Source organism: Promicromonospora sp. AC04, assembly GCF_003058225.1.
GTDB lineage: Bacteria > Actinomycetota > Actinomycetes > Actinomycetales > Cellulomonadaceae > Promicromonospora.
On the sequence record NZ_QBUG01000007.1, the window covers coordinates 265,134 to 290,057 of the forward strand.

The 24,924-nt window shown below is 71.4% G+C and carries 16 protein-coding genes and 1 tRNA gene; 7 read left to right on the plus strand and 10 right to left on the minus strand.

The annotated features are described in order from the left end of the window. Positions 1–85: 85 nt before the first annotated feature. The 4 genes from C8K30_RS19505 to C8K30_RS19520 form a co-directional block, all read right to left on the minus strand. Positions 86–4,654 (minus strand): discoidin domain-containing protein, encoded by a 4,569-nt coding sequence (locus C8K30_RS19505; protein ID WP_146197533.1) that lies wholly within the window; start codon positions 4,652–4,654, stop codon positions 86–88. 302 nt (positions 4,655–4,956) lie between these two features. Further along, on the minus strand, positions 4,957–6,630 hold the full coding sequence (locus C8K30_RS19510) for a family 43 glycosylhydrolase (RefSeq protein WP_108494567.1): 1,674 nt from the start codon (positions 6,628–6,630) through the stop codon (positions 4,957–4,959). A gap of 9 nt (positions 6,631–6,639) precedes the next feature. Beyond that, on the minus strand, positions 6,640–8,817 hold the full coding sequence (locus tag C8K30_RS19515; RefSeq protein WP_108494568.1) for a glycoside hydrolase family 36 protein: 2,178 nt from the start codon (positions 8,815–8,817) through the stop codon (positions 6,640–6,642). Beyond that, positions 8,814–9,770 carry a family 43 glycosylhydrolase gene (locus tag C8K30_RS19520; protein ID WP_233257287.1) on the minus strand — a complete coding sequence of 319 codons (957 nt, stop codon included), beginning with the start codon at positions 9,768–9,770 and terminating at the stop codon, positions 8,814–8,816. The genes C8K30_RS19515 and C8K30_RS19520 overlap by 4 nt, the downstream gene beginning before the upstream one ends. Positions 9,771–9,821: 51 nt before the next feature. Between C8K30_RS19520 and C8K30_RS19525 the strand changes: the two genes are divergently transcribed. Continuing rightward, positions 9,822–10,841 carry a LacI family DNA-binding transcriptional regulator gene (locus tag C8K30_RS19525; protein ID WP_233257288.1) on the plus strand — a complete coding sequence of 340 codons (1,020 nt, stop codon included), beginning with the start codon at positions 9,822–9,824 and terminating at the stop codon, positions 10,839–10,841. A gap of 8 nt (positions 10,842–10,849) precedes the next feature. On the opposite strand, the gene C8K30_RS19530 is transcribed toward C8K30_RS19525, so the two are convergent. From C8K30_RS19530 to C8K30_RS19540, 3 genes are read right to left on the minus strand one after another with little or no spacing between them, the layout of a single operon-like run. Further along, on the minus strand, positions 10,850–11,791 hold the full coding sequence (locus C8K30_RS19530; RefSeq protein WP_108494570.1) for a carbohydrate ABC transporter permease: 942 nt from the start codon (positions 11,789–11,791) through the stop codon (positions 10,850–10,852). Further along, positions 11,788–12,822, minus strand: coding sequence for a carbohydrate ABC transporter permease (locus C8K30_RS19535; protein ID WP_108494571.1), 1,035 nt, complete (start codon positions 12,820–12,822; stop codon positions 11,788–11,790). The genes C8K30_RS19530 and C8K30_RS19535 overlap by 4 nt, the downstream gene beginning before the upstream one ends. A gap of 28 nt (positions 12,823–12,850) precedes the next feature. Further along, a complete protein-coding gene (locus C8K30_RS19540) occupies positions 12,851–14,182 on the minus strand; it encodes an ABC transporter substrate-binding protein (protein WP_108494572.1) in 1,332 nt (443 codons plus the stop codon). 212 nt (positions 14,183–14,394) lie between these two features. Between C8K30_RS19540 and C8K30_RS19545 the strand changes: the two genes are divergently transcribed. The 3 genes from C8K30_RS19545 to C8K30_RS19555 all read left to right on the plus strand — a co-directional run bounded on the left by C8K30_RS19545 (position 14,395) and on the right by C8K30_RS19555 (position 16,012). Next, positions 14,395–14,985 carry a dihydrofolate reductase family protein gene (locus C8K30_RS19545; protein WP_108494573.1) on the plus strand — a complete coding sequence of 197 codons (591 nt, stop codon included), beginning with the start codon at positions 14,395–14,397 and terminating at the stop codon, positions 14,983–14,985. A 13-nt stretch (positions 14,986–14,998) separates the two neighbouring features. Beyond that, positions 14,999–15,847, plus strand: a complete 849-nt coding sequence (locus tag C8K30_RS19550; protein ID WP_108494574.1) for an aminotransferase class IV — start codon at positions 14,999–15,001, stop codon at positions 15,845–15,847. 93 nt (positions 15,848–15,940) lie between these two features. Further along, positions 15,941–16,012, plus strand: a tRNA-Val gene (locus C8K30_RS19555). Positions 16,013–16,153: 141 nt separating this feature from the next. Here C8K30_RS19555 and C8K30_RS19560 read toward each other — a convergent pair. After that, on the minus strand, positions 16,154–16,960 hold the full coding sequence (locus tag C8K30_RS19560; protein WP_199230581.1) for a helix-turn-helix domain-containing protein: 807 nt from the start codon (positions 16,958–16,960) through the stop codon (positions 16,154–16,156). Between the two features lie 123 nt (positions 16,961–17,083). On the opposite strand from C8K30_RS19560, the gene C8K30_RS19565 reads away from it, so the two are divergent. The 3 genes from C8K30_RS19565 (at position 17,084) to C8K30_RS19575 (ending at position 20,670) form a co-directional block, all read left to right on the plus strand. Next, a complete protein-coding gene (locus C8K30_RS19565) occupies positions 17,084–17,767 on the plus strand; it encodes an alpha/beta fold hydrolase (RefSeq protein WP_108494576.1) in 684 nt (227 codons plus the stop codon). Between the two features lie 139 nt (positions 17,768–17,906). Beyond that, entirely contained in the window at positions 17,907–19,559 is a 1,653-nt protein-coding gene (locus C8K30_RS19570; RefSeq protein ID WP_108494577.1) for a beta-1,3-glucanase family protein, read from the plus strand. Positions 19,560–19,680: 121 nt separating this feature from the next. Continuing rightward, a complete protein-coding gene (locus C8K30_RS19575; protein WP_108494578.1) occupies positions 19,681–20,670 on the plus strand; it encodes a hypothetical protein in 990 nt (329 codons plus the stop codon). Positions 20,671–20,695: 25 nt separating this feature from the next. On the opposite strand, the gene C8K30_RS19580 is transcribed toward C8K30_RS19575, so the two are convergent. Both C8K30_RS19580 and C8K30_RS19585 read right to left on the minus strand, forming a co-directional pair. Beyond that, the gene (locus C8K30_RS19580; RefSeq protein WP_108494579.1) at positions 20,696–21,277 is read right to left on the minus strand and encodes a dihydrofolate reductase family protein; all 582 of its coding nucleotides are present in this window, start codon (positions 21,275–21,277) and stop codon (positions 20,696–20,698) included. Between the two features lie 151 nt (positions 21,278–21,428). After that, on the minus strand, positions 21,429–24,788 hold the full coding sequence (locus C8K30_RS19585; protein ID WP_158281064.1) for a S8 family serine peptidase: 3,360 nt from the start codon (positions 24,786–24,788) through the stop codon (positions 21,429–21,431). Between the last annotated feature and the right edge of the window lie 136 nt (positions 24,789–24,924).

Consider the following 24,924-nt stretch of genomic DNA (forward strand, 5'->3'; position numbering starts at 1 on the left):
ACACCAGCGTCCCGAACCCGAGCTTGTCGTACCCGCCCCTGGAGCCGGCCGGGCAGGCCGGCTCCAGCGTGTGGTCGTGCGCGCCTCAGCAGCCCCCGAGGTCCCGCCATGGGCTCCGCCGGCCGTCGTCACCCGGCTCCTGGTCGCGGCTCCACCACTTGGCCTCCCAGCGGTGCCCGTCGTGGGCCACGGTGTCCCCGTCCGCGTAGACCCAGGTGGGGGTCCAGGCGCGGACCGGGCCGGCGTCGCACGCTACCCGGGGCCCGAGCTCGGCCCATGCGCCCCGCGCCGACTCGCCGGGGACGTCGCCCCGCGTCCACCACAGCGCGACGAAGACCCGCCCGTCGTAGCGCACCCGGTCGCCGGTGTCGTAGGTCGCCGTCGCGCTCCAGCGGTCCAGGGGGACGAGGCCGGTGAGCGCGACGTCGATGGCGTCCGCGGCGGCGTCGACGTCCTGCTGGGTGGCGGCCGCGTCGTCGAGGACGGCGGCGCCCTCCTCCAGGGCGTCGGCCAGCGGCGCAAAGGACGTCTCGGTCCACAGGTCGGAGTCCGTCTGCGCACCCCGCTCGGCCAGCAGCTCCAGGAGGGTGCGGTCCACGGTGCGCTCGAAGAGCTGGAGCTCTGCGACGTTGGCGTTGCCGCTCGGCGTGTAGAACCGCAGGTACCGGTAGGCCGTGTCCGAGGTGACGGCTACGGTGTGCCAGGCCACGGACGTCACCCCCGAGACGGTCGCCAGGGTGTCCCACGCCGACCCGTCGTTCGAGCCCTGGACGAGGGCACCGTTGACGCGGGTGTAGTTGGTCCCGCCGGACCGCGGGAGGAGCCGGACGCCGCCGAGCGTCGTGGCCCCGCCCAGGCCGAGGTCGGCCCGCACCCAGCCGGCGCTGGTCGTGGTGTCCGGCGAGGTGGCCGGGTCGCCGTCGAACGCCTGCCACCCGTTGCCCGCGGCGTCGAGCTTTCCGTCCCAGGAGACCGAGGACGCGACGACCTGCGAGCGCCCGACCTCGATCCTCGGGTAGAGGGTGGCTTGTGGCACGAGCAGGTCGGCCGCGGCGACCAGGTCGCCGAGCAGCGCGATGCGGTCGGCGTCGGGGGCGGTCATGGCGGCGCGGATCTCGGCGACGCGCTCCAGGTACAGGTAGGAGCTCGCCCGGGTGGACCCCTCGGTGGAGACCACCTTGCCGTCGATGTACGCGTCCGTGTACTCCAGGTCGCCGTAGAGCTCGACCTCGGCGGCGTTGCCGCTCCACGCGGTGTCGTTGATGATCCGCAGGTAGCGGTAGTGCGTCTCGCTCGCGGCACCCTCAGGCACGACGTCGACCCACGTGCCCGGAGCGGCGCCGGTCACCCGGCTGGTGAGGTTGGTCCATGCCTGCCCGTCCTGCGATCCCTGGACGTAGGTGCCGTTGAGCCGGGCGAACTGGCTGGACCGCGGGAGCATGAGGAGCTCCTCCGGCCGGACGCTCGCGCCCTCCCCCAGGTCGATCACGTAGTACGAACCCGTCGAGGTGTTGAGGTCGCCGTAGGTGGCGGGGTCGCCGTCGAAGAGGAGGTAGCCCACCTCGTCGGCGCCCAGTCCGGTGCCGGGCCACTGCTTGTCGGACGCGGTCACCGTCGCCAGCGCCGCGACGTCCACCTGCCGGTCGCGGTCGCCGGCCACGAACAGCTTCGAGCCGTCCGTGGTCCCGTAGTGGGTCGGGCCGGCGGGGCCTGCGGCGCCGGTGCAGTCGACGGCCACGGTGACGGATCCGGTGTCGACGCCGGCCAGCTCGGCCGACGCGGACCAGGTCACGCCGTCCTCGCTGCTGGCCGCGACCCGCACGCCCTGGATCGTGACGTCGACGGCGCGCATCGGCTGCCTGGTCACGACCGTCGCGGTCGCGGTGTCGCCGACGGCGATCTTGCCTGCCACCGCGGAGTCGGCGCTCAGCGAGACCGACTCGACCTGGTTGCCGGCCTCGTGCCGGTCGCCGAAGACGTGGAACTCGCTCAGCTCGAACAGGTTCCGCACGATCCCGTACAGCACGTCGGGCTGGGGGTCCATGAGCTGCACCTTGAGATAGCGGAACCGCTCTTCCTGGAGGTCGGGTGCCACGTCCAGGGTGTTGTAGTCCTGCGTGTAGGCGGCGCCCCCTGGAGTCAGCCGGGTCCAGGTCTGCCCGTCGTCGGACCCGAAGACCGCGGAGGTCGCGAGCCGGTCGGCGAAGATGTTGCTCTGGAACCCGAACTTCGTCGCCGAGACCCGGTAGTCCGGCCCGAAGTCGAAGGTGTGCGACAGGTTCACGGCCTGGCCATACGAGGTGCCGGTCTGGTTGTCGCCGTCGACCAGCTTGGCGGCGTTCGTCCCCGCGGTCGAGGTCACCACGCGCGCCGGGTAGTCCAGGCTCCCGTCCGCCACCCGTGGCGAGACGAGGCGCAGGGCGGCGGTCCGGGCGACGACGTCCTGCAGGGCGGCGAGGTACTCCGCTTCCGGGCCGTCCGCGAGCGCGGTGGCGTCGTCGACGGCCGCGGTGTACTCGGCCAGCGAGGCGGACTCGTACGTCTCGTCCGCGTCGTGACCCGCCGTCGCCAGGTCGAGGGCGCCGGCGCGATCGGCCGCCACCTCGATGCGCACCGGCAGTGCCGCGACGGTCGTGCCGTCGGAGGCGACGACCACCACGTCGGCGGTGCCCGCGGCGGCGGGGTGCCAGGTCAGGGTGCCGGTGGCCGCGTCGATCGCGGCGCCGTCGGGCAGGCCCGTCGCGGAGTAGGTGACGGTGCCGGCGCCGCCCGTGTCCGTGGCGGTGACTGGCACACTCAGGTCGGAGCCGGCGTAGCCGACGACAAGTCGCCTCCCCGTGCCGCCGTCGAACACCGGAGGTGTCAGGTGGTCGGCCGCCGCGGTGTCGACGTGGTCGATGTCCACCGTCGCGCCCGAGCCCTTGACCTCGATGAAGAGGATGTCGGCCAGGGACCGCGGCACGGTGACGTAGCGCCACTGGCCACCGGTGTCCGGCAGGACGACCGTCTCGTCCAGCCCGGAGGTCAGGTGCATGCGCGCCTCACCGGTGGTGCGGATGCGGAACCCGGCCAGCGTGCGCGACGTCGACCCGCTCAGGTAGGCGATCTTCGACCCCTGGGAGGTCGCGGCCAGCCGGACGTACCCGGTTTCGCCGTCGCGCGCCGTCTCGGCCTGGCCGGCCAGGTGCGTGTAGCGGTCCTCGACCTCGAGGGTGGTGCCGCTGGCCGGGAGCGCGGGCACGCTCTCGCCGGCCGCCTCGGCCGGGACGTACAGCCAGAAGTCGCCGCCGCCGTCCACGTTGTCCCAGGGATTGTTGAGGGTGCCGCCGTAGTACCAGAGCGGTCCCGGGCGCTTGGCGTAGGCCTCGGCGTAGTAGGGCGCGATCTGCGCGACGTCCTCGCCGCGGGCGTACGTGTAGTAGTAGTACGGCTCCCAGAAGCTCGCCGTGTTGTACCGGCCGCGGTAGGCGTTCGAGATGTGGTTGTACGTGTCCCGGATCGTGCCGTCCGGCGAGATCGCGTATGCGACCGGGGTCCAGTCCGTGTCGTAGCCCTGCATGAACCGCCAGAAGTAGTCGGCCGCCGCGAGGATCCGGTCGTTCAGGTACTCGTACGGGCCGACGGCGTCCGGGGCGTCCGAGACGGTGCCCGCCACCGGGTCCACCGTGGTGCCCTGCGCCAGCAGCATGCGCGAGAGCATTACCGCGTTGGTGAGGTCGCCGCCGCCGTGCGCCTGGTCGCGGCCCATCTCCACGTGCTGGACGTGCGGGTCGTCGATCTGCTCGCCGGTGGCGTCGTTGCGGTCGACCCAGCGGAACAGCCGCGAGATCGAGCCGTTGAAGCCCTGGTCCTTCGCCGTCGAGTTCACGGTGAACCACTCGACCTTCTCGTTGTACAGCGCGCGGTCGTCCATGAAGATGGCGCCGGCCATCGAGCCCAGCAGCGGGTAGTTGTGCTGGTTCATGAAGTGGTCCGGGGAGCTCTGGAAGGTCTCGATGGACGGCATGACCAGGTTGGCGGTGAACGCCTGGGTGTCGGCGTCCGTCCAGGGGTGCTGCTCGTCCGCGCACGAGCTGTAGCGCAGGATCTCCGCCGCCGTGACCATCCGGTTCAGCGGGATGCCCGTGTGGATGTGCGAGTCCGTGAAGTACTGGTACTTCGCGGGGTCCATCTGCTCCCAGATGCGGATGATGTCCAGCGCGTTCTTGCGGTAGACCTCCTGGCCCGTCAGCACGTACAGGATCGCCTGCGTGTACGCCTTGAGCCCGTCGGCGATGAACCGGGAGTTGAAGCCCTGGCTGTTGAACGCGTCCGAGGCGGGCTTGGTCGGGTCGGTGGCCGAGCGGTTCGACGACGTGACGGTGGTCGCGGCCGCGCTCGACCGCTGCATCCCTTCGAGGTAGCCGGTCCACGGCTGGGCGCCGGCCGCGATCTGGTCGCGGGCGTTCTCCAGGACCGGTGCGGTGAGGCCGACGCCGGGGTGGGTGAACCCCGCGTCGCTGACCGTGCTGGTCAGCTGGACCTCGCAGGCCGCTGCCTCGGCGGCGGTGGCCGTGGCGATCGCGGGCGCGGGGACCAGCCCCGCGACGACTACGGCCGCCGTGCTGATCAGTGCGGCGGCTCTGGTGCGCAGCCCGGACATACCTTGCCTCATCGCGTTCCCCTCCACGGCCGCGGCGTCGCGGCCGTACGCGGCCTCTGACCGCGGGTTCGTCACTTCATCGTGAGCGGGATATCGTTATCCCGGGAATACGTTATCCCGACGTACCGGACAGCACAAGGGGTCTCGCGCTCCCGGGTCCCATCGGTGCCGAACAGCAGGTTAACGATGAGTCTCCACACCGAACCCCGGCGCCGAACCGAAACGACACGCCGAATAGCTGATCGGCACGGGCGTGTCATTTCGGTTCGGCGCACCGGAGCGTGAGCAAGTTGCGGTTCGGCACCGAGCGTGGGCTAGCCGATCGCGGGCCACTCCTGGCCTGGGGAGACCCGCAGGGCCCAGCCGGAGAAGTCGGCGGTGAAGGCGCCGTCGACGAGGTCTACGGCGCTGATCCCCACGAAGGCGCCGGTGAACCGCAGGCGCCCACCGAAGTCGTCGGACAGCTCGCTGAAGTCCACGTCCGGCCCGACCTGGGCCCACTGCCCCTCGCCGCTCACTGACGACAGCCGGGCCGTGGCGCCGTCGATCTGTGCCCGCAGGCGGACCGGCCCGTCGGCGAGGTCCGCGGTCGCCAGCACCCGGGCGCCGTCGGGATGCCCGTGCTCCAGGACGAGCACACGACGCCCCGACCCGCGCCACTGCTGGCCCGCCTGGGGCTGCCCGGCGGGCTCGGCCCAGGTGACGTGGAGCCGGTAGTACGAGGCGGTGTCGTACCAGAGCACGAGGCCCGCGGACTCGGTGTGCGTCGTCGGGCGCGCCTCGACGGTCACCTCGATCTCGGCCCGGTGCTCGGTGAGCCGCTGCGCCAGTAGCGACTGCTGCCACAGCGACTCCGGACCCATCCGCCCGCGCAGGCGGACCCAGCCCGGCCGAGCGGTCGTGTCGATCCAGTCTCCCGCCGGCTCGCGCAGGGTCGACCAGGGCCACGCCGGCGCCACGTCGAGCCCGGCCGGGCAGTCCCCCAGGACGGCCGGCGGCGGAGCCGCGACGTCGGGCACCGTCACGAAGGTCTGGGGGTGCCAGCCGCCCTGCGCGAGCCGCGGCCAGCCGTCCACCCAGACGATCTCCTGGACCGCGGTCTCCCGGCCCAGGGGGTTGCGGGGCCCGTCGGGCGTGGGCACCGGCCGGGACGCCAGGTGGGTCAGGTACCACTCGCCCGACGGCGCCTGGACCAGCTCGCCGTGGCCGGCCTTCTGCAGCGGGACCGCCGGGTCGTCCCGCGACGTGAGCAGCGGGACGTCGTCCACCTCGTAGGGCCCCGTCAGCGAGCGGGAGCGGGCGACCAGCACCCCGTGCTCCACCCCCGTGCCGCCCTGGGCGAGCAGGAGGTAGAACCAGCCGTCCTTGACCGTGATCTTGGGTCCCTCGACGAGCTCGTCGCGCTGGAGCAGCAGGTGGGTGGGGCCGACGGCGCGCACCCGGCCGACGTCCGGCAGGCCGCCGTCCCGGGAGCCGCCCTCGGGCCCGCCCGCCGGCGGCACCTCGAGCTCGGTGAGCACTATGCCGTCGAACCGCCGTCCGCCGACCCGCGAGTCGTTCTGCAGGTTGAGCAGGTAGTGCCGCCCCTCGTGGTGCAGCAGCGACGGGTCGAAGCCGTGGCCCGGCACCCGGGCCGGCTCCGACCAGGGCCCCGAGACGTCCGGCGCCGTGGCCACGTACGTCTCCAGGTCGAAGTACCGGCGACCGAGCGAGCGGACTATCGAGTACACGACCCAGAACAGCCCGTCCGAGTGGCTCAGCGCCGGCGCCCAGATCCCGGCCGAGTCGGGCACCCCGAGCAGCGACCGGCCGGGGACGGCGCTGTCGACCGCGCCGGCCTGCTCCCAGTCGGCGAGGTTCCGGGACCGGAACAGCGGGATCGTGGGGAACCACTCGAACGAGCTGGTGGCGAGGTAGTACCACTCCCCCACCCGGATCACCGAGGGGTCGGGCGCGAATCCGCGCACGACGGGGTTCACAACACGCACAGGTCCTCCTCAGCGTGGGGCGACGGAGACGCGCAGGAGGCGCGCCGTCATCGGGGCGGGGAGCTTGATCTCGAGCGAGCGGCCGTCGTCGGCCAGGGCGATCGAGTCGTCGTGCCAGGCCGGGTAGAGCACCTCGGCCTCGCCGACGGCGCGCAGCCCCGGCAGCGGCAGCCGGACGACGTCGGCGCCGCCGGGCTCGATGCCGCGACGGCTTACCGCGAGGTAGAGGTCGGAGCCGTCGCGCGCGCCCAGGACGACCCAGGGATCGCGCCAGCCGGGCAGGCCGAGCGGCCAGACCGGCACCGATCGGGCGATCGCGGGCCGCAGGGCCCGGTACACCGCGAGCGCCTCCCGGACGACCGCACGCTGCCCGGTGTCGAGCGTGTCGATCCGGCCCGCGAGGTGGATGCGCGCCAGCATGGCTGTGACGAGGGAGAACGCCAGCTCCTCCTGGCTCATCGACCCCTCGACCGAGGCCCAGACGCCCGCCTGCTCCGGGGTGATGGCGAGCGGCGCCGCCGCGGCCACCGGTGGGACGAGCCGGAAGTCCTGCTGGTCCGTGAGCGACTGGACCGGGAACACGGACCCGCTCGCCGCGTCCGTGCGCGACCCGCCCGCGGCGCAGCCCTCGACCACGAGGCCGGGGTGCCGGCCCATCACGTCCGTCACCCAGGCGAGGAATGCGCGGCCGTGCCCGAGGAGCCCGGCTCCGAACGGCTCACCCGAGCCGCCGTCGGTCCCGGGGCCGATGTCGACGTTGTAGTCGAGCTTGAGGTACTCGAGCCCGAACTGGCCGACGAGGCGGTCCACCACCTCGTCGAGGTGGGCGCGGGCCGCCGGGTGGCGCAGGTCGAGCTGGTAGCGGCCCCATTCGGCGACCCGCCGGCCGTCGCGCTGGAAGAAGGCTTCGGCGGGCAGCTCGTTCGCGACCGGGCTGCGGACCCCGACGACCTCGGGCTCGAGCCAGAGCCCCGGCTTCATGCCGAGCTCGCGGATGCGGCCGATGACGGCGTCGAGCCCGCCGTCGGGGAACCGGTTGGTGGACGGCTCCCAGGCGCCGACGGAGTCCCACCAGCCGCCGGACTCGTCGTCGTACCAGCCGGCGTCGATCACGTAGTACTCGGCGCCGAGGTCCGCGGCCGCCTCGATCAGCGGCAGCTCGCGTTCGGTGGTCGGGTCGGACATGAGCGCGTTGAGGAAGTCGTTGTAGACCACGGGGAGCCCGGTGTGGTCCGGGTGCGGGCGCCGGGTACGACGGCGGTGGGTGGTCAGCGCCGCCCCGACCGAACCGAGGGCCGTGCTGGTGTCGTCCGAGCCCGGCACCACCGCGAGCGAGACCGGGACCGTGGCGAAGGTGTCGCCCGGCGCAAGCGTCGCGGCCCACTGGTGCTCGTGCGACGTCGGGCCGAGGACGGCGAGGTAGACGTCCCCGTACCGGTCCCCCAGCTCCGCGTGCCACGCGGAGCTCGACTCGATCTGCCAGGCCAGCATGCGGCCGGTCCGCGAGTCCTCGACGATGCCGAGCGGGAGGTGCTCCGACGTCGACCACGCACCGGTCGAGGTGAGGCTCACGCGGTTCTTCGACCCGACCTGGTTGAACCGGGTCATGCCCACGTCGTAGAGGCCCCGCTCCGCCAGGGTCGAGCGCCGCCAGCGGAACTCGCCGCTCCAGGGGTTCGCCGCCTCCCATACGGCGAGCTCGTCCTCCCACCGCGCGCCGTGGCCCAGGCCGGACACGACCCCGGTCGTGGCGTAGTCCACCGTTACCGCGCGGTCGGTGGTCAGCTCTGCCCAGGACCGCAGCACGGGGGTCCCGTCCGCCAGCTCGAGGTGGACCACCGCGCGCAGCCCCGAGTCGCCGTCGGCCAGGCGCAGCCGCAGACGGCGGACCGGGCCGGCCTGCTCCTCCTCCAGGTCGACGAGCCGCATCCGCTGCGCGGCCGCGCCGTCGACGTGCCGCTTGCCCGAGGTGCCGACCCGGCCGTCGCCGGCGAGCGCGACCTCGAGGACGGGCAGCGCGGACCGGCGCAGGCCGAGCTGGTCCGGCCCGTCCTCGGCGGTGTGCCACAGCGCCACGAGGCGCGGGGGCGTGCGCGGGCCGTGGGCGATCAGGAGCCGCAGGACGTCGTTGCCCCACTCGACGCTGCTCTCGGAGTCGTCCGCCAGGCCCGGGAGGGTGACGCTCATGCGGTCACCCCGGTGACGCCGTCGACCGTCCAGGTGTCCCGCCACTCCAGCTGCGCCGCGCCGTCGGCGATCCGCACCGGGAGCCAGACCGGCACGGAATGGAACAGGTCGTCCCTGTCCCACCGGTCGCCGACGTAGACGTGGCTCGTGGTCTGCGTGCCCTGCACGGTCACGATCGTCGAGATCTGCGAGTCGTACGTGGCCGACCCCGGCGGCGCGATGTCCGCCCAGTCGCTCCACGGCCCGGCGAGCGACGCAGCGGTCGCCACCTTGTTGTCGTTCGTGGACCAGCCCGTCAGGTCCGACCCGAACAGGTAGTAGAGGCCGTCCACCTTCACCAGCGCCGGCGACTCGTACCCGTGCGGGCCCGCCGGATGATCGCTGGGCGGCGTGAGCGTGGTCGAGACGATCTCCTCGACCGCCAGGTAGTCGGCGGACAGCCGGTAGACGTGCAGGCCGTGCTCGCGGTCCTCCGACAGCAGGTACCCGGTGCCGTCGTCGTCCGCGAAGACGCCGATGTCCCGGCTGATGTTGCCCAGGGGGCGCTCGCTGCGCAGGTACGTGTACGGGCCCTCGGGCCGGTCGGCCACGGCCCAGCCCACGCGGGCGTAGGCGTAGTCCGCTGACTCGATGTGCAGGAACATCACGTACGTCCCGGCCGGGTTGCGCAGCACCTTGGGCCGCTCGACCACCCGCCCGGGGGCGAGGTCGGGGACGTCCGGCGAGACCGGGAGGGCATGCCCGTGCGCGGTCCAGGTCGCCAGGTCGGGTGACGAGTAGCAGGCCACTCCCCCGAAGAGCCCAGCGGCGGTCTTGTCCTCGCCCCAGGCGTAGAACCGGTCGCCGAACTTCTGGATGCCGACGCCGTGGAGCTGGGCGACGGCGCCCTGGTCGTCGACGAAGAGCCGTCCTGGCGCGATGACGCCACGCGGGGCCCGCGGATGGGTGGACACACTGCCTCCTAAATCGGGGAAAACGTTATCAACTGCCGTATGCTCGTCCTCATGGCCAGTCCGAAGCCGTACCGAGCCCCCGTCCTCGCCGATGTCGCCAGGGCGGCGGAGGTTTCCGTGCCCACCGTCTCCCGGGTCCTCAACGGCTCGAAGTACGTGGCGCCGGAGCTGGCGCAGCGCGTGAACGAGGCGGTGCAGACGCTCGGGTACCGCCCCAACGGCGCCGCCCGCTCGATGCGCTCCGGCCGGCGCACCCTCGTGTCGGTGCTGGCCGGGGCCACCGCCAACTACGGCTACGCGCGCACGCTCCAGGGCGTCGAGACCGCCGCCCGCCGCGCGGGCATGTCGGTGACGATCACTGTCGTCGAGTCCGGCGACGACGAGCACGTCCGGGCCGCCATCGACCTCACGCTCGCGCAGCCGACGGCGGGCGTGATCGTCCTCGAGTTCGACCGCGCGGGCATCAACGCCGTCAAGGCGCTGCCCGAAGGGCTGCCCGTCGTCGTCGCCGGCGGCGGCTCGCGGCGCACCGGCCAGGTCCCGGCGGCCCTGATCGACGAGCGCGCGGCGGGCCGCCAGGCGACGGAGTACCTGCTCAACCTCGGCCACCGGACGGTCCACCACATCGCCGGCCCCACCGAGGGCAAGCACTCGGGCCGTACCGACGGCTGGCGCGCGGCCCTCGCCGCGGCCGGCGCCCCGGTCCCGCAGGTCATGCGGGCGGACTGGGACGCGAGCGCCGGCTACCGCTGGGGCGAGCGGATCGCCGGCATGAGCGACGTCACCGCGGTCTTCTGTGCCAACGACGAGATAGCTCTCGGCCTCATGCGCGCCCTGTCCGACCGCGGCATCGACGTCCCCGCGGACATCTCCGTGGTCGGCTTCGACGACCAGCCGCTCGTCGCACTGTGGCGCCCGTCCCTGACCACCGTGGACCAGGACTTCGAGGACCTCGGCGCCCGCGCCTTCGAGCTCCTGTCCCAGGTGATCGGCGGCGAGGCGGACGCGGCGTCGTCGGTCAAGGCGCCGCAGCTGGTCGTGCGGGAGTCGACCGCACCGCCGAAGGGCTGATCCGGCCACTACTTGAGGCTCCCGAGCGTCACGCCCGAGCGCCAGTAGCGCTGCATCGCGATCATGAGGATCACCATCGGGATGGTCGAGACGAGCGAGCCCGTCAGGACCAGGCTGGTGAGGTCCACCGTGCTGTCGGTGCCGCGCTGCAGCCAGGAGTACATGCCGAGCATCACCGGCCACTTCTCGACGCCCTTGAGGAAGACCAGCGGCCACATGAACGTGTTCCACGACGCCACGAAGTGCAGCAGGAAGATCGTCGCGCCCGCCGTGGACAGCAGCCGCAGGCCCATCGAGAAGAAGATCCGGTACTCCCCCGCGCCGTCGATGCGGGCGGCCTCCATGAGCTCCGACGGCACCGCTCCCTCGGCGTAGACCTTCGCCAGGTAGACGGAGAACGACCCGAACATGCCGGGCAGGATCATCGCCCAGATCGTGTCGTACAGGCCGAGGCGCACGAAGAGGATGAAGGACGGCACGATCATCAGCGAGCCCGGGATCAGGAACGAGGCGATGATCAGGCCCATCGTCAGGCCCTTCCCGCGGTAGCGGTACTTGGCGAGGCCGTAGCCGGCGGCGAGGGACACCAGGGTCAGGCCGAGCGAGCCGACCCCGGAGTACACGACGGTGTTCCACAGCCAGCGGCTGAAGATCCCGTCCTGGTAGGTGAACAGGGTGCTCAGGTTCTCCCACAGGTTGAGCTCGCCGAACCAGAGCCCGCTGGTGGTGTACAGCTCCCGCTGGTTCTTGGTCGCGGCCACCACCAGCCACCACAGCGGCCCGACGGCGTACAGCGTCAGCGCGACGAGCACGCCCAGGACCACCCAGCGGGAGGAGCCGCGGGCTTCCGCCACGGAGGACCCGTCGTCGATCCGTCGACGGCGGCGGCGTACCGGCTTGCGCGCGGCCTCCTCGACCGCGGCGTCGGGCACGAGTGTCGTGTCGCTCATGACTCTTCCCTGTTCGTGAAGCGGTAGATGATCGCGGACGCGACGCCGACGACGAGGGCGAGGATGACCGACAGGGCGGTGGCGTAGTTCAGGTTGCCCACCTTGAACGCCTGGTCGTAGATCATCATCGCCGGGGTGAAGTCCCGCGTGATGGTCTCAGGGGTGACCGCCCGGAACAGCAGGGGCTGGTCGAACAGCTGCAGCGTGCCGATGATCGACAGCAGCGAGGTCAGCACCAGCGAACCGCGCACGAACGGGACCTTGATGGACCACGCGATCCGCAGCTCGGACGCGCCGTCGAGCCGCGCCGCCTCGAAGACCTCGTGGGGCACGGACTGGAGCGCCCCGTAAAGGATCAGCATCGTGAAACCGACCGCACCCCAGACCGCGAGGTTGCCCATCGACACCCAGACCATCGAGCTCGAGAAGAAGTTCACGTCGAGCCCGAACATCTCGAAGAACGGGGTCAGCGGCCCGACCGTCGGGCTGTACTGGTAGATCCAGACCATCGTCGCCACGATGCCGGGCACCATGTAGGGCAGCAGCAGCGCGATCCGGAACCGCGCGGCGGTGCGGCGGCGTGCGGCGTCGAGCAGGAGCGCGAGGGCCAGGCTCAGCACCTGGGTCAGCGGGACCACGACCAGCGCGTACAGGAACACCCTGAGCATCCCGGCCCAGAAGGGGCCGTCGACGAGGCCTGCCGCGAAGTTGTCCAGCCCGGCGAACGAGACGGTCTGGCCGCCGAAGCCCAGGCCGCCCGTGGACTTCGTGGTGTAGACGCTCTCGCGCAGTGCCATCCCGACCGGCACGAGCACGAACAGTGCGAAGCCGGCCAGGAACGGGAACGTGAACGAGGCACCCTTGACGCTCTGGGCGGTGCGCCAGTTCCAGCGCGGGATGCGCCCGCGAGGGGTATGACCGCGTGGAGTATGACCGCGAGGGGAGGCGCCGCCTCCGGGACGGCGGTCGTGCGGCGAGCCAGGGACCGGCTCGCGCAGACCGGCATGGTTGTCGTGTGTGTTGACGGACATCGGCGTCCTCCCCTCGTGGATCAGCGGTTCACTCGGCGACTGTGTAGGAGATGCCCTTGCTCTCCAGGTCCGCGGCGACAAACTCCTGCACCGCCGTCAGAGCTTCCTCGAGGGTGATCTCGCCGGCGACGGCCTTGCCCCACTGGTCCTGCAGCTCCGGGAACCAGGCGTCGTAGTCCGGGCCGAGCTCGAACTTGCCGATCACGCGCTCCTGGGCGGCGACGATCTCCTCGCCCGCGGCCTTGTCGTCGACGAAGAAGTCCTTGGGGACCACCTCTTCGACGTAGGCGGACGGGTCCGGGATCTGGACGGGGAACCCGACCGCGCCGGTCTCCTCGTTGCGCCCGGCCTCGATGGCCTCGGGCGTGGTGAGCCAGTCGGAGAAGGCCACCGCCGCCTCAGGGTTCTCGCAACCCTCCGGCACGAACGAGGGGAGCGTGCGTCCCGGGGTCACGGGCTCCGCCGCGTCCGAGAACTGCGGGATCGGGTAAGCCGCCCAGTCGCCCGACGAGTCGGGGAAGCCGGTCTGGTACCCGGTGAGCGACCACCACTGCGTGGTCGTGGACGCCATCTTGCCCGAGTCGAAGTACTTGTACAGGGCCGGCTTGTCCATGTAGGTCTGGTTCGAGACCAGGTCCTCGTCGATGAGCTGCTGGAACACGTCGGCCGCCGCGAGCGTGCCCTCGTCGGTGAAGTTGACGACCCACTGGTCGCCGTCGATCGCGAACCACTCGGCGCCCGCCTGCTGGGCCAGGTTCATCAGGCCGCTCGGGTCCTCGCCGGCCAGGTTGGTCACGTCGACGTCGTGCTTCTTGAGCTCGCGGCCAACGTCGACGAACTCGTCCCAGGTCGTGGGGACCTCGACGTCGTACTTGTCGAAGGTCTTCTGATTCACGATGTAGAACTGGCCGTCGGACCCGCTCGGCAGGCCGTAGTACTTGCCGTCGACCTGGGCGGCGGCGAGGGCGCCGGCGTTGTACAGGTCCGCCGAGGGCTCCACCTGCTCGGTGATGTCCTGGGCCCAGCCGTTGACGACCATCGTCGTCAGCGGCGCGAACCCCTGCACCAGGCACGGCACTCCCGAGCCGGCCTCCATGGCGTTCTGGAAGTTCGTCTGCGTGGCGGTGTTGCTGGCCTGCAGCACGTACTTCACCGTGACGTCGTCCTGTGCCTCGTTGAAAGCCTCGGCGACCTGCTCGCCGGTCTCGGCGTTCCAGCCCCAGACCTCGATGGTCACCGGGCCGGTGGCCTCGGCGTCGGTCGAGCCACCTGGGGCGGCACCGGCCGAGCAGGCGCTCAGGCCGGCCAGTGCCGTGACGGCGAGCCCGGCGGTCGCCCAGTGGGCGCGTGATCTGATCATGACTCTCCTCTTTGAGATGTACTCAACTCTGAGCCGCGCCGTTGTCGGCGCGGGAAAACGTTCTCAGGTTAGCCATCCCTGCCTCGGTGTCAAGCGACCGTCTCACTGAGCGGGCGGAATGACTCGGCGCATTCGGGGAGCACGGGACAACGTTATCCCGTGAGTGGGCCGCCTACCGATGAGTTCTCGGGGCCGCCACCGTCGGAGCAGGCATGGGAATCGTGAAAGCAGACATGGCAGTCTCGCTCGACGGCTACTCCGCCGGGCACGACCAGACGCTCGAGCACCCGTTCGGGCCGCTGGCGGGCGAACGCCTGCACACCTGGATGTTCGAGTACGGGGACGCGCACAAGGCCGAGGTGGACGCCATCGTCGGCGCCGGCGCGTACATCATGGGGCGCAACATGTTCTCCCCCGGCCGCGGGCCGTGGGACCTGGACTGGAAGGGCTGGTGGGGCGACAACCCGCCGTACCACGGGCCCGTCTTCGTGCTCACCCACCACGCGCGAGACCCGATCCCGATGGAGGGCGGCACCACGTTCCACTTCGTCACGGACGGCATCGAGAGCGCCCTGAAGCAGGCGCGGGAGGCCGCCGGGGACGGCGACATCTCCATCGCCGGCGGGGCCACGACGCTCAACGAGTACCTCGCCGCCGGGCACGTCGACGAGCTGCGGCTGCACGTCGTGCCGTTCACGCTCGGCTCGGGCACCCGCGTGTTCGACGGCGTGCCGCCCATCGAGTTCGCCTCCACCTCCGTGCGGCACACGCCGGAGGTCACGCACGTGACCCTGCGCCGGTGACAGACTGGGCGCCATGACGGTCATCTGGACAGAGGGGCGCATGGTCGCGCCCGGCGAGGCCGCGCTCAGCGCGGTGGACCACGGCATCACTGTCGGCGACGGCGTCTTCGAGACGTGCGCCGTCCTGAACGGGCATGCGTTCGCCCTGACGCGCCACCTCGCGCGGCTCGAGCGTTCGGCGTCCGGCATGGGCATGGCGGCCCCGGACCTGCGGAAGGTGCGCGACGGCGTGGACGCCGTCCTCGCCGCCACGCCCGACGCCGGGCGTCTGCGGATCACGGTGACCGACGGCGTCGGGCCGCTCGCCTCCGGGCGCTCGGACGGGCCGCAGACGGTGATCGTCGCGGCCACCGAAGCCGTCATCGTGCCCACCGGGCGCGCCGCCCGCTCCCCCTGGACACGCAACGAGAACAGCGCGGTCGCCGGGCTGAAGACGACGTCCTACGCCGAGAACGTGGTGTCCCTCGCGGACGCGATCAGGAAGGGCGCCGACGAGTCCGTGTTCGCGAACACGCAGGGCGACCTGTGCGAGGGCACCGGCTCGAACGTGTTCCTCGAGATCGACGGGGAGCTCGTCACTCCGCCGCTCAGCTCCGGCTGCCTCGCCGGGATCACGCGCGAGCTGCTGCTCGAGTGGGGTGCCGAGGAGGGGCTGCCCGTGCGCGAGGCCAAGGACGGCGAGCTGCCGTTCTCGGTGCTCGACCGGGTGGCCTCGGGTGAGGCCCGGATGCTGCTGACCGGGTCGGTGCGGAACGTGCAGCCGACGGTGTGGCTCGACGGCGTCGACCTGGAGATCGGCGAGCTGTCCAGTGCCGCGCGCGACGTGTTCGAGCGGTTCATGCGCGAGCGGCTGGATCCCTGACCCGGCTCCTGCCCGACCCGGCGATTCGGATTTCGCATCCGCGCTCGAACCAGGCTAATATCGTCCACGCACGTCCTACGGGGCAGGCAGCACGGGCGATTGGCGCAGGGGTAGCGCGCTTCGTTCACACCGAAGAGGTCACTGGTTCGATCCCAGTATCGCCCACCGTGCAGAAGGGTCCTCCGACCAGCGGAAACGCTGAGCGGGGGGCCTTTCACACGTTCAGCCATCGACCCGGGTCACCCCCGGAGCTGACCACAGCAGCTCCTACCAGGATTCGGGTCCGTCTGGCAGGAACCGCTGTGGTCAACCTCGCCGTTGAGCGCCGAGGCGCTGGTTCTGGGAGCTGGTGGTCCGGCGACTGGTTCGGTAGCGGCCCGGGGTCGTCCCGATGATGTTCGTGAACGCCGCGATGAAGCTGCTGGGGTTGGCCCATCCGCAGGCGTAAGCGGTCTTGGTGGTGTCGTGGCCCTCGGCGAGGAGCACGAGCGCGCGGTAGATGCGTAGCTGCGTGCGCCACTCGTAGAAGGTCATGCCGAGCTCGTCGTGGAACAGCCGGCTGAGGGTGCGGCTGCTGGCGCCGATCGTCTTCCCGAGCTCGGCCAGCGTGACGTTGTCCGCCGGGTCCTCGTGCAGCATCCGGGCAATGGCTTGCAGCCGGTCGTCCCGTGGCTCTGGAAGCTGAAGCGGCTGTTCGTCTGCTTCGCGGAGCTCATCGACGAGGACGCGAAGGAGACGAGAACGCGCGGAGCGGCTGTAGCCAGGCGCGGCGTCGTCGTAGTTACGAGGGCCGGTCAGCGCGAGCAGGACCTCACGGGCGAGGTCGGAGGCCAGGAACACGGCCGGGTGGTCCGGCACGAGCCGGGCGAGGGACGGCGCGAGAAAGACGATCCGCATATCGGTGTCGCCGTGGGCGCGGTGGTAGTGCGTGAACTCGGCGGGGGTCCAGGCGACCCGGTTGGCGGGGACGATCGACGTGCCGCCATCGGTATGAACGGTCAGGACGCCGCCGGCCGCGTACACCAGGTGCCCCTGTGCGTGCGACTGGACCGCACTCGTCCCGCCGGACGGCCAGAGGTGGCGCCCGCCGGACGGCCACACATGCGACGTCACACCGGCGGCTCGGCGAGGTTGGCGGCGAACAGGCATCAGTTGGCATTCTATCGGTAGCAAGCCATGCCTCCATCTGGCGAGACTGCCTCTATACGGAGTTCATCTCGGAGATGGAGAAAGACCATGACGACATTCATCCTTGTGCCCGGCGCCTGGAAGGGCTCCTGGTCGTTCGAAGCGGTGGTCCCGTTGCTGGAGCGTGCCGGTCACACCGTTCACGCCCTGACCCTGACCGGTCTGCGGGCGGACGACGACGCCGCGACGGTTGCGACCGCCAACCTCGACACGCACGCCGACGACGTATTGCGGCTGCTCGATCGCGCTCGCATCACCAGCGCGACGCTGGTCGGCCACAGCTACGCCGGGATGGTGATCGCCGCCGCCGCCGACCGTGCTGATGGACGGATCTCGCGTCTGGTGCATCTCGACGCCTACGTACCGCGCGATGGCGAGTCGTGCTGGTCGTCGACGAACGAGCACTTTCGGGGAGTGTTCGCCGCCGGCGCTGCGGCCACCGGCTACGCCGTCCGACCGCCGGACGGCGGCGATCCCCGCCGTCGCTCCCATCCCCTCGCCTCGTTCCTGCAGACGATCCGGCTCACAGGCGTGTTCGCCCAGGTGCCCCGACGGGAGTTCGTCTACTGCTCGGGATGGGAAGACCGGACGCCGTTCGCCGAGCTCCGCACCCGGCTCCAAGCCGATCCTGAGTGGCGGGTCCACGACCTCCCGACCGGCCACGACGCCATGCACGAGGCCCCGGAAGCGGTCGCTGCACTACTGCTCGGAGCGAGCGCCGGCCTCGACTGACCGGATCCCCCACCGGCTCACAGTTCGCGCCCGACTAGTGACATTGGCAGGGTTCCTCACTAATATCCGATCTGCTCGGTTCTGCTGACAGTCCAGTAAGTACAGCGACGTACTCCACGGCTCACGAGGAGATCTCCCCATGTCACGTACCCGAAGGCCCAGGCTCCGCAGGCTGCTGAACGTCATCGCAGCGTTCGGCGTACTCGCCATCACCGCGACCGCGCTCGTCGTCGCGCAACCCTCGACCGCGACCGCGGTCCCCGCCACCATCCCCCTGACCATCACCAACGACTCCGGCCGCGGTGACCAGGTCTTCATCTACGTCCTCGGTGATCCGGGCACGGGCCAGCTGGGCTGGTCCGACGCGGCCGGGACGTTCCACGCCTGGCCCACCGTGGGCGGGACCCCGGTGGACGCACCCGACGCCTCGATCGCCGGCCCGACGGACGGCCAGTCGAAGACCATCCAGCTGCCCAAGATGTCGGGCCGGGTGTACTTCTCCTACGGCACCAAGCTCTCGTTCAAGGTCGTCAACGACGGCCGGCTCGTCCAGCCGGCAGTGCAGAACCCGAGCGACCCGAACCGCAACAAGCTGTTCAGCTGGACCGAGTTCACGCTCAACGACGCGGGCCTGTGGATCAACAGCACCCAGGTCGACTTCCTCTCCGCCCCCTACCAGACGGGGCTGCGGAAGGCGGACGGCTCGGTGATCAGCACCGGGATGCTCAAGCCCGACGGCTACACCAACGTCGTCAACGCCCTGGCCGGGACGCCCGGCTGGAGCAACCTGGCCCAGCGCGCACCCGACGGCTCGCTGCTGCGGGTCCTGTCCCCCGGGCACGCGATCGGGACCGGGCAGCTGGACGCGAACGTGCTGTCCGGCTACGTCGACCGGGTGTGGGCCAAGTACACGAACGAGAACCTCACCGTCGCGCCGTACTCCTACGACCCGGCCGCACGGTTCACGGGCCGCGTGCAGAACGGCGTCATGCGGTTCACCAACGCGTCCGGCGCCTACGTCACCGAGTTCCGCAAGCCGTCGAGCGACTCGATCTTCGGGTGCTACAACGACCTGGCGGCGCCGAACAACGACATCGGCGCCATCGCCCGCACGCTGTGCGCCGGCTTCAACCGCTCGACCCTGCTGACCACCACCACCCAGCCGGGCACGAGCACCTCCGGGTTCTACCAGGACTCGGTGACCAACTACTACGCCAAGTACATCCACGAGCAGATGGCGAACGGCAAGGCCTACGCCTTCGCATTCGACGACGTCGTCGCGCAGGAGTCGCTGGTGCACGACGGCAACCCGTCCGCCGCCTACATCCAGCTCGACCCGTTCCAGGGCGCCGCGACACCCATCGCCGGGGGCGATGGCGGCGGGGGCGACGGCGGATCCCCGCTCCCGGCCGGCACGGGCGCGGTCTACGCGTCAAACGGCATGTGCGTCGACATCCCCTGGGCCGACTCGGTCAACGGCAACCCGCTCCAGATCGTGAACTGCAGCGGCAACGGCGCCCAGACCTGGACCCGGTCCGGGTCGACGCTCAGCGCGCTCGGCAGGTGCATGGACGTGTCGGGCGGCAGCACCGCCGACGGCGGGGTCGTGCAGCTCTGGGAGTGCAACGGCACGGGCGCACAGAACTGGACGTACCAGTCGGGCAACCAGGCCCTCGTGAACCCGCAGTCGGGCAAGTGCCTGACGGCGGTCGGGGGCGCACCCCTGCACGACGGCCAGCGGCTCGAGATCCGCACCTGCTCGGGCGGCGCGGAGCAGCGCTGGACCTTCTGATCCCACGCAGGACCGCGAGCGACTCCCGACCGGCATCTCCGCTGGTCGGGGGTCGTTTGTCTGGTCCGAGCACGACGAGCGCCTCGGTCGCTGTCGGTGTCGGTCAGTAGTCTCCGATGCCGTGACCGAATCGACACCGCCGCCATGGGTTGACGACCTCTTCCCGTTCCCCACCCCGCCAGCGCTCCGCACGCTGATCGACGTCGCCTGGCAGGCCGCGTACGACTTCTACCGGGAGAACGAAAGCTTCGACCACACGCTGCTGGAGAGCCACTACGACTTCATGTTCGACCTGGAGGCGACGCCCCGCCCGCTCGCCGGCTGGGACGCCTACCCGGAGGTCGACGACCAGGATCGGCGGCTGCGGGTACCGCACTTCGCCACGCCGGAGTTCGTGCCGTTCGGCTCCCTCGGCGACGGCGGCTCCGTCGGCTGGCTGGTCCCCGCGCCCGAGCTCGGGCGGCTGGATCATCCGGTCGTCCTGGCCAGCGGTCACGACCACGGCGTGACACAGATCGGACCGGATACCCGCGCCGGCCTGGAGTTCATGCTGTCGCGGGCCCTACGACGGTGGCGCGAGGACCCGGACCCGGAGCCCCCGGCGTGGCGTGACCGAGACGTGTGGCTAGCCCAAAACCAGTGGCGCATCGACTCGCGTGCCAAGGACCGGGGGCTTGTCGACCGGCTGGCCGCCGAGCTCGGCGTGCACCCTGACCCGGAGCTGACCTCTCCGGGGTCACGGTGGAGCGGTACGGCCGTCCAGCAGGACTCCGAGTTCGACATCGTCCTCGACGTGCCGGAGGGGTGGCGGCACGAGCCGGGCGCGGACGGCGTCGGCGTGCTCGCCCCCGCGGACGCGTACAACGATCGTGAGCCGGTGGTCTACTTCAGCTCGTGGGAGTCGTCGCTCGAACCGGCGCTGGCCACCGCTGAACACCTGCTCGATACCGGGTACCCGGCGTCTGCGCTGCTCGGGCTCAAGGACGTCTTCGTCAACGCGGAGACCAGCTGCTTCGCCGACCTCAAGCCGTTGTGGGCGCGCGCGTACCGGGACCTCGGCCGGCCCGGCCACGCCGAGCGCCTCGACCTGATGACACCCATGTACGGGTGACCCCCGCCCCGCACCCTCCGTCGGCTCAGCGCCGGACGGGGTACCTGAGGTGCAGGGCGCGGCGTCCCTGGACCACTTCCGGGTCCTCCAGGAGCTGGTGGGCGCCCAGGTTCGCGAAGTACGGGATCCCCTCGCCGAGCAGCACCGGCACGAGGCTGACGCACACCTCGTCCACCAGCCCGAGCTTCAGCGCCTGCTGGGCAACGTTCGCGCTCGCGATGGTGACGTCCGTGCCGTCCGCGATCTCCCTGGCCCGCGCGACCGCCGTGCTGACGTCGCCGACGAACGTCGTCCGCGGCCACCGCTCCGCGTCCGTGGGCGGTTGATGGGTGACCACGACGACGGGAGCGCCCACCGGGTGGTTGTCGCCCCACCCGTCCGTGATGTCGAACAGGCGCCGACCCGAGATGAGCGCGCCGACGTTCGTCGTCAGGTCGCGCAGCACGCCCGCGCTGGCCTCGTCGACATTGAGCGAGATGTCCTTGTTGGCACTCGGCACTGCCACGTCCCCGGCGGCATACCAGTCGAAAAGATCCTCGATGCCGTCGTCCGGGTCGGCGATGAACCCGTCCAGCGACATCGTCATGTGCGTGAAGACCCTGCTCATAACCCTCTCCCTCCGGTTTCCATGCCTGTCCGACTCCGGGAGAGCCCAGTACTCATCGGTGCGCGGCTCATCACGCCGAGAGACTCCGCACGTCCGGCCGGACGATGGTGGGCCCGCAGCCGATCCGGCCACGGGCCCACCATCGGGTCGATCAGTCGACGGCGTACGCCCGGAGGACCGTCTTGCTCACCGACGCGCCGGCCGCGTCCCACGCCTCGACCCTCAGCGAGACGTGCTCGGCGCCGGCAGGCGCCTTGACCGTCGCGTCGTACACGCCGTCACCGGCCCTCGCGACCTTTGCCTTGTGCCAGGTGGCGCCGTCGTCGGCCGACCACCACAGGCGGAGGCCCTCGACCGTCGAGGTGTCGTACGCGCCCTCCTGGTAGCCCGTCTCGACCCGCACGCGGGTCGTCCCCGGTGCGGAGCCCGACGGGTCGAGCCCGCGAACGTCCCACGTGGTGTCGAGCAGCGGCGGGACGGCGTCGTCGCCGACGTCGGACCGCGTGTGGAACGTCCACTCACTGGTGACGCTGGTGGCGAGCCGGTAGGCGGGTTCGCCGGGCGTGCTCTCGTAGAGCATCCGGTAGTCCGCGCCGCCCTCCGGAACAGTGGGGAACGAGAAGGGCTCCGGTACGTCCTCGATCAGCTCGCCGTCCTGCCAGACGCGCAGCCGCTCGCCGACGTCCGAACCCCACAGCACGCCCCCGTCGTCGTCGATCCGGCTCGTCGGGGTGAGCCAGAGGGCGCCGCCCGACTGCATGACCGGCGTGATCGTCGAGATGCCCGGGGCCAGCGCGCCCGCAGCCAGCCCCTGCTCGGCGCGGCCCGGCTCGCTCCAGACGTGCCTCTCGGCCTCGGTGAGCACCACGCCCACGCCGTCCTCCTGGATCTCGGACCCGAGATACCACCTGCCCGGCAACGCCGTCACGTACTCGGTGCGCCGCGTGCCGACGGGGACCGGTTCGATGGCACCGCCGGCGATGATGGTGCCCGGCTCCCAGTACAGGCGCCGCGCGAGGTGGGTGTCGCCGACCGACGCGCCGTAGGAGGTCTCGACCGCGACCGTCGTACGACGGTCGCCCCGCAGCGCGGGCACCTCGACGCCCTCGCTGTGGTGGGCGAGGTCGTAGCGGTAGGGCGCCACCTCGTCCCCCGTGGTCGGCGCCAGCAGCGTCGCCTGGACGATCGTGTCGTAGTCGCCGTGGGTCGCGGCCGGCACCGGGGTCAGACCGAGGTCCGTCTCCGGCCCGTACATCACGTTCACCCCCGCGGAGGCGAGCTCCGCCGAGTCCTCGGTCTCCACCGAGAGGCCCAGGGACGCCAGCTCCGCCGGACGGTGCGTCGAGGTGGTGATCTCCTGCGCCGTCGTCCCGTCCAGGAGCACCTCAGCGGAGGCGGTGGCGTCGACCTCGCCACTGGACAGCAACAGGGCGTCGGTGGCGACGCCGTCCTCGCCGAGAGTCTCGATGAACGCCACGGGGCTGTACATGCCGGGGATGACACGCGCCGTGGCGACGCCGTCATTGAAGAAGAGGTTCGTGCCGAAGACCCCGCCGTTCTCGGTGTCCAGCTTGATCGCGGCGCCCCAGGTGTCCGCGGTGACGGGTTCCCCGTCCCGGTCGACGGCGCGCACCGTCAGGTTCACGTACTCGCGCTCCTTCGCCCAGCCGACGGGCGTGCGCACGGTGTCGCCGTCCGCCGCCGTCGCGACGACGTTCCCGCCGATGGCGCCGATCGCGCCCGGGCCGTCGTCCACGGTCACGTCGACCGATGCGGTACCGCCCGCCGGCACGACGACCGAGTCCGCCGACAGGGTGATCGCGGAGGCCACCGAGGTGCCCTCCGAGTCGGTGACGTCGCTCGCCAGGGCGAGCGTGACGTCGTCGGACCCCGCGTTCGTGTACGTCAGGGTGCGGGTGACCGATCCGCCGTCGTGCGGCCACGTGAAGGTTCCGAACGATACCGACGGCGTAGCGGTGACCTGCTGCGCGATGGCGCCAGGGATGGTGATCCGCCCTGCGCCCTCGGACCAGACGTCCGCGCCGGTCGGCTCGGCCGATCCCATCAGCGCGGCCTTGAGGGCCGTCGCGTCGAGGTCGGGCCGGGCCTGCTTGAGCACCGCGGCAGCGCCGGCCACGTGCGGGGTGGCCATGGAGGTGCCGCTCAGCGCCACGTGCAGGTCGTCGACGACGTCGCCCGCCGTCGTGCCCGCGGCGCGCGCGGCCACGATCCCGTCGCCCGGCGCGACGACGTCCGGCTTGAGCAGTCCCGGTTCGACACCGCCGCGGCTGGAGTAGAACGTGACGTCGTCGGCGTCGTCGACGGCGCCCACCGTGAGTGCCTTCGCCGCGATACCGGGCGAGCCCACGGTGCCGTACCCGAGCTCGCCGCTGTTGCCCGCGGCCACGACGAACAGCGTCCCGTAGTGCTCGGTCAGCTCGTCCACCGCGACGGCGTCCGGGGACGGGACGTCGAAGTACAGGCTGCCCAGCGACAGGTTCACGACGTCGGCGCCCTCCGCGGCCGCCCACTCCATGCCCTCGATGACACCGGACAGCTCGCCGTAGCCGTCGTCGTCGAGCACCTTGCCGACCAGCAGGTCGGCGTCGGGGGCCACGCCCTGGTTCACGCCGTCGGACGCCTCGCCCGACCCGGCCAGGATCGAGGCGACGTGCGTGCCGTGGCCGTCGCCGTCGATCACGTTGCCCTTGCCGGTGAAGTCCCGCTCGCCCACCACTACCTCGTCGAGGTCGGGGTGCGTCGCGTCGATGCCCGAATCCAGCACGGCGACCGTGACGCCCTCGCCCGTAAACCCGGACTCCCATGCCGCGGGCGCTCCGATCTGGGGCATCGAGTCGGCATCTGAGGCCCGGACCGGCTGGTCCAGCCAGACGTACCCGACGCTGTCGGGGTCGGCGGCGCGCTTGGTCGGGGCGTCCGTCTCGGCCGGCGCCTCCGCCGGCACGAGGGCGTCGAGCAGCTTCGCCGCCCGGCCCTTGGGCAGGACGTCGGCCACCGCGCCCACCGACTCCAGGTTCCGGTCGGGCGTGGTGCCCGACGCCGCCCAGTTCTGCTCGGTCGGCGCCGCAGCCCGCTTGCCGTCGTCCGGGGAGCCGGCGGCGGCGGCCGCGGCGGTCTGGACGATCACGGGCAGCGAGTCGCGCGACGCGTCGTCGTACCCGGCCTCGACCAGGCCGGTCACGTCGAACAGCGCGCGGTCCAGGCGGCTGGGCACCAGCTGCGCGACGTCGCGCGGGATGACGTAGAGATGGTCCCCCTCACGCTGCTGGAAGAAGGCCATGTGCTCCCGGCCCGGGCCGGGCTGCACCGTCGCCGTGGCCGGGCCGTCGGCCGCGGGCTGCACGGTGACGACGTCGCCCGTCAGCAGCGTGACGGTCGCGGGACGACCCGGCGCCGTGGCGGTCGAATCCTCCTGCTCGTGCTGCGGTGCCGGTGTATCGAGCGGTACGGCCGCGGTCGCCCACGTCCCCCCGCCCAGTGCGATCGCCATCGCGACCGCTGCTGCACTTGCTCTCTTACGCATCGGGTTGCTCCCGTCCGGGTCGAGCGCGCCACCGGTGCGGCGCCACTCCAACCAGACGCGCGAGACCCCGCGCGAGGTTGCTTGACCTGCGGAATTACTCCGA

Excerpts from the sequence above, each read along its gene's own strand:
- C8K30_RS19505 (WP_146197533.1), bottom strand. The coding sequence starts at position 4,654 with ATGAGGCAAGGTATGTCCGGGCTGCGCACCAGAGCCGCCGCACTGATC.
- C8K30_RS19515 (WP_108494568.1), bottom strand. The coding sequence starts at position 8,817 with ATGAGCGTCACCCTCCCGGGCCTGGCGGACGACTCCGAGAGCAGCGTC.
- C8K30_RS19525 (WP_233257288.1), top strand. The coding sequence starts at position 9,822 with ATGGCCAGTCCGAAGCCGTACCGAGCCCCCGTCCTCGCCGATGTCGCC.
- C8K30_RS19530 (WP_108494570.1), bottom strand. The coding sequence starts at position 11,791 with ATGAGCGACACGACACTCGTGCCCGACGCCGCGGTCGAGGAGGCCGCG.
- C8K30_RS19535 (WP_108494571.1), bottom strand. The coding sequence starts at position 12,822 with ATGTCCGTCAACACACACGACAACCATGCCGGTCTGCGCGAGCCGGTC.
- C8K30_RS19540 (WP_108494572.1), bottom strand. The coding sequence starts at position 14,182 with ATGATCAGATCACGCGCCCACTGGGCGACCGCCGGGCTCGCCGTCACG.
- C8K30_RS19545 (WP_108494573.1), top strand. The coding sequence starts at position 14,395 with ATGGGAATCGTGAAAGCAGACATGGCAGTCTCGCTCGACGGCTACTCC.
- C8K30_RS19550 (WP_108494574.1), top strand. The coding sequence starts at position 14,999 with ATGACGGTCATCTGGACAGAGGGGCGCATGGTCGCGCCCGGCGAGGCC.
- C8K30_RS19565 (WP_108494576.1), top strand. The coding sequence starts at position 17,084 with ATGACGACATTCATCCTTGTGCCCGGCGCCTGGAAGGGCTCCTGGTCG.
- C8K30_RS19570 (WP_108494577.1), top strand. The coding sequence starts at position 17,907 with ATGTCACGTACCCGAAGGCCCAGGCTCCGCAGGCTGCTGAACGTCATC.
- C8K30_RS19580 (WP_108494579.1), bottom strand. The coding sequence starts at position 21,277 with ATGAGCAGGGTCTTCACGCACATGACGATGTCGCTGGACGGGTTCATC.
- C8K30_RS19585 (WP_158281064.1), bottom strand. The coding sequence starts at position 24,788 with ATGGCGATCGCACTGGGCGGGGGGACGTGGGCGACCGCGGCCGTACCG.